This window comes from Methanoculleus thermophilus (genome assembly GCF_001571405.1).
GTDB classification, from domain to species: Archaea; Halobacteriota; Methanomicrobia; order Methanomicrobiales; family Methanoculleaceae; genus Methanoculleus; species Methanoculleus thermophilus.
This window is the reverse complement of record NZ_BCNX01000018.1, coordinates 1-4,987: the sequence shown is the minus strand read 5'-3', so window position 1 is coordinate 4,987 and position 4,987 is coordinate 1. Positions and strand designations below refer to the sequence as shown.

The 4,987-nt window shown below is 55.1% G+C and carries 1 tRNA gene and 3 rRNA genes; all 4 read right to left on the bottom strand.

Annotated elements, in window-relative coordinates:
* Positions 1 to 12 precede the first annotated feature (12 nt).
* Positions 13 to 134, bottom strand: a 5S ribosomal RNA gene (rrf, locus tag MCUTH_RS11135).
* A 43-nt stretch (positions 135 to 177) separates the two neighbouring features.
* Positions 178 to 3,108, bottom strand: a 23S ribosomal RNA gene (locus MCUTH_RS11130).
* A gap of 124 nt (positions 3,109 to 3,232) precedes the next feature.
* Positions 3,233 to 3,305: transfer RNA gene (locus MCUTH_RS11125), tRNA-Ala, on the bottom strand.
* A gap of 75 nt (positions 3,306 to 3,380) precedes the next feature.
* Positions 3,381 to 4,847: ribosomal RNA gene (locus tag MCUTH_RS11120) — 16S ribosomal RNA — on the bottom strand.
* The 16S, 23S and 5S rRNA genes sit together here with 1 tRNA gene alongside, the layout of an rRNA operon.
* Between the last annotated feature and the right edge of the window lie 140 nt (positions 4,848 to 4,987).

Here is a 4,987-nt window from a genome sequence, read left to right as displayed (position 1 = left end):
ATGGAAGGGAGGTACTAGCAGCGAATCGTGCTTCCCGAGGACTCGCGTACCTCAGTACCACACAATACGTAAGAGGGCTTAACTGCTGGGTTCGGGATGAGTCCAGGTGTTTCCCCTCTGCTCTGGCCGCTAGTACCATTACGGTTTCGGTGCGCGACTCTGGATTTCGTCTGAGTTCAGCGGATGGCATTGGACGTTAGTATCCGCGGACTGAACACGTCGTTACCTTCGTGCTTACATCCCGGACCTATCAAGCGGGTCTTTTACCCGTGTCCTTAACGGAGTCTCTTTTCAGGGCGGGTTTCAAGCTTAGATGCTTTCAGCTTTTATCCCTTACCGCGTAGCTGCTCGGCAGTGCCCGGTCGGACAACCGATCGACCAGAGGCGGCGACGGAAAGTTCCTCTCGTACTATTTCCATCTTACCTTCAGACTCCAAACACTCCAGATAGATAGTAACCGACCTGTCTCACGACGGTCTAAACCCAGCTCACGATCCCCTTTAATAGGCGAACAACCTCACCCTTGGCCGCTGCTGCACGGCCAGGATGGAAAGAACCGACATCGAGGTAGCAAGCCGCCGGGTCGATATGTGCTCTTGCCGGCGACGACTCTGTTATCCCCGGGGTAGCTTTTCTGTCGTCAATGGCCCTCATCAACAAGGCTCATTGGTTCGTTAGACCCGAGTTTCCTCTCGCGATTTCTTGCTCTGCGAAATCGCGTCAGGCCAACTTATGCTCTTGACACTCTCCTGTGAGTTTCTGACTCACATGAGTTGACCTTAGGGCACCCTTGATATTTTTTCGAGGGTGTGGCGCCCCACCCAAACTGCCTACCTACCGGTGTCCTCTCGGAACGAGAGTTAGTGTTACAGTAAACCAAGGATGGTGTCTCATCGGTGGCTCCCCACCCCCCGGAAGGGATGGTTCGACGCCTCCCATCTACGCTGCGCAAGGAATACCGTAACACAGCAACAGGCTGCAGTAAAGCTCCACGGGGTCTTCACTTCCCATCTGGAGTCCCTAGTCTCTGCACTAGGACAAAATGTTCAACGGATTCGTGTTAGGGACAGTAGGGCTCTCGTTAATCCATTCATGCAAGTCGCCAATTAAGCGACAAGGTACTACGCTACCTTAAGAGGGTCATAGTTACCCCCGCCGTTTACGAGTCCTTCGTCCGGTTGAACCCGGGATTCAGATACTCGCACTGGGCAGGAATCAGTGACTATACTAATCGTTTCCGAGTTGCAGTCACCTATGTTGTTATTAGACAGTCAGAGCCCCCTGGTCACTGCGACCTGCCTGATCGCCAGGCAGGCACCCCTTCTCCCGAAGTTACGGGGCTAATTTGCCGAGTTCCCTTAACACGATTACACCGACACGCCTTAGCCTTTTCAGCTAGGGGCACCTGTGTCAGATCTCGGTACGGTCATTGCATCCCCCTTTTCACGGGCTCCAGGAATTTGCCGAATTACTCCATCACGTCTTCCCTCGCTTCTCACCATGACGGTACTCCACGAGGTTGAACGCTTGGACAGGGCGACGACCCTGCCCGGCATATCCCGAAGCGTCAGGGCGGTTACCCGCAATGGATGCACGGTACAGGAATATTAACCTGTTTCCCTTTCGATGTGTTCGAGTTACGACACACCTTAGGACCGACTAACCCTCGGCTGACGAACATTGCCGAGGAAACCTAGCCCCTCCGGCGGTTGGGATTCTCACCCAACTTTGCTTCTACTAATGCCAGAATTCTCATTACTACCCGGTCCACAGGACCTTACGGCCCTGCTTCGGCCCAGGCAGCACGCCTCTCTACGCCATCACACGAACGTGTGGTCCGTGGTCTCTGTAGTAGGCTTAAGCCCCGTCCATTTTCAGTGCCCCAAACCTCGACTGGTAAGCTGTTACGCACTTTTTAAAGGATAGCTGCTTCTGAGCTCACCTTCCAGTTGTCTTTGGCCTGGGACGCCTTTCAGTGTTGACACTGAGCCTACATTGAGGGACATTAACCACGGTCTGGGTTGTCTCCCTTACGGACTACAAGCTTACCCCGTAGTCCGGACTGCCGGCCATCTTCGACGACGGGGAATTTGGAGTTTGACAGGGGGGTGAGGGATTTCTCCCCCAGCTCCCCCAATCAGTGCTCTACCTCACCGTCTATCTCCGGCCAGGTCATGCTACGGCATGTTTCGAGAGGAACCAGCGGATGCCCAGCTCGATTAATCTTTCACTCCTATACGCAGGTCACGCGAATGATTTGCATATCAAAACCGTTTGCGGTCCTCCACGCGCCTTTCAGCACGCTTCGACCTGCCCACGCATAGATCGCTAGGCTTCGGGTCTTATCCTGCAGACTCCACGCACTTTTAATACGCCGTCCCATGCCCGGAGGCTACGGACTTGTTGGTTTCCCTTTGGCTTCCCTTTTGGGTTAACCTCGCCTGCAGAATAAACTCTCTGGCCCGTTCTTCAAAACGTACGTTACGACACTGGCAACGCCGCCCGTACTACCGCCTCGCGACGGGTTTCTTCGCGGCGAAGATCCTTTCGCGCCGTAACGCGCCATCACCTATCAGTTTCAGGCGCTTTTCACCACCGTTCCAGGGTTACTTTTCAGCCTTCGCTCACGCTACTAATGCGCTATCGGTTTCGAGGGGTATTTAGTTTTGGAGGTTGATGACCCCCGGATTCCCGCGAGAATTCCGACCCGCGGTACTCAAGACACTGCCAGAGTCACGTGACGAACGTGTACGGGACTATCACCCTCTCTAGTGCCTCATTCCAGAGGACTGCCACTTGGTCACGTGACCCGGGACGGCAGGCTTACGACACCACATCTCCCTTGCGGGATTCAGTTTGAACTCTGTCGTGTTCGATCGCCTCTACTAGCGACATCTCGATTGATTTCTCTTCCTCCCCCTACTAAGATGTTTCAATTCGGGGGGTTCCCGATCCTTAACGGATCAACACCGAAGTGCTGGGATGTCCCATTCGGGGATCTCCGGATCGTAGACTCCATGCGTCTTCCCGGAGCTTATCGCAGCTTGGCACGCCCTTCTTCGGCCCTCGAACCGAGCCATCCACTGACAGGCATATCGCCGTTCCGCTGAACTCATTTAACGTCCAGAATCACGCACCTATACCCGGCTTCGTCAGGTCATTGACCTTCAGCCCTTCCCCGGGGACTCGCGTCTCCGGGTGCATGGAAGGGCAGGATATGAATCCTGCCCAGTGGACTCAGGGGGATTTGAACCCCCGGCCTCCGCCTCGCAAAGGCGGCGCTCTTCCAACTGAGCTATGAGCCCTGGGTTTCCGTGTTGACATCGGCAATTGTACGTTTTGTCCAGCAACCGCGTTCGTGCCCAAGGGTTAATTTCGTTAGGAGGTGATCCAGCCGCAGATTCCCCTACGGCTACCTTGTTACGACTTAACCCCCCTTGCGGAACCTAGATTCGACTGCGGCAACGACCGCAGCCTCATCCAAACCCCACTCGGGTGGTTTGACGGGCGGTGTGTGCAAGGAGCAGGGACATATTCACCGCGTTATTTTGAAACGCGATTACTACAGATTCCAGCTTCATGTGGGCGAGTTACAGCCCACAATCCGAACTACGGACAGGTTTAGGAGATTGCCTTCGCCTTTCGGCGTCGATACCCATTGTCCTGCCCATTGTAGCCCGCGTGTAGCCCGGATAATTCGGGGCATGCTGACCTACCGTTGCCCATTCCTTCCTCCTCTTTAGCAGAGGCGGTCCCAACAGTGTCCCCACCGATCCGGGGATCGTGCTGGCAACTGTTGGCGTGGGTCTCGCTCGTTGCCTGACTTAACAGGATGCTTCACAGTACGAACTGACGACGGCCATGCACCTCCTCTCAGCTAGTCATGCAGAGTCTTCAGCCCGGCAATCATTCTGCTGTCCTATCCGGTGAGCTTCCCGGCGTTGAGTCCAATTAAACCGCAGGCTCCACCTGTTGTGGTGCTCCCCCGCCAATTCCTTTAAGTTTCAGCCTTGCGACCGTACTTCCCAGGCGGCGCGTTTCACGGTTTCCCTTCGGCACCTCGATGACTCGTGGTCATCGACACACCTAACGCGCATCGTTTACGGCTGGGACTACCCGGGTATCTAATCCGGTTTGCTCCCCCAGCTTTCGTCCCTCACTGTCGAAGCCGTTCTGGTGAGGCGCCTTCGCCACAGGTGGTCCCTCGAGGATTACAGGATTTCACTCCTACCCCCGAAGTACCCCTCACCTCTCCCGGTTCCTAGATTGCCAGTATCTCTTAGACGCCTGACAGTTAAGCTGCCAGATTTCCCAAGAGACTTAACAACCCAGCTACGAACGCTTTAAGCCCAATAAAAGTGGCCACCACTCGAGCCGCCGGTATTACCGCGGCGGCTGGCACCGGTCTTGCCCGGCCCTTTCTTTGGGTGTGTTTTAGACACCCAGACAGCCTGCATGTACAGGCACTCGAGGTTCCCTTATCACGGTTGCCCGCATTGTAAAGTTTTCGCGCCTGCTGCGCCCCGTAGGGCCTGGATTCGTGTCTCAGAATCCAACTCCGGGCTCTTGCTCCCACAACCCGTACCGATTATCGGCTTGTTGGGCCGTTACCCCAACAACGACCTAATCGGCCGCAGATCCATCCTAAGGCGCCGGAGCTTTGGGATACCGGGCATTCCAGCATCGGTATCCTATAGGGTATTATCCTCAGTTTCCCGAGGTTATCCCCTTCCTTAGGGCAGGTTATCCACGTGTTACTGAGCAGTACGCCGAGGGCCGAACCCTCTCGACTCGCATGGCTTAATCGAACCCCGATAGCAGTGACCTCTGGCAGGATCAACCAGAATTTGGAAGTATGCACACTACTAAACTTGGGACGGAATTAGCGGTTACTGGACAAAATTCCGCATTGCCAATGCCAACGTCAGAACCAACCCGGCTCAAAGCACGGTCTTGTTAGTTCTCCATCAACAGGGAAACAATGTTT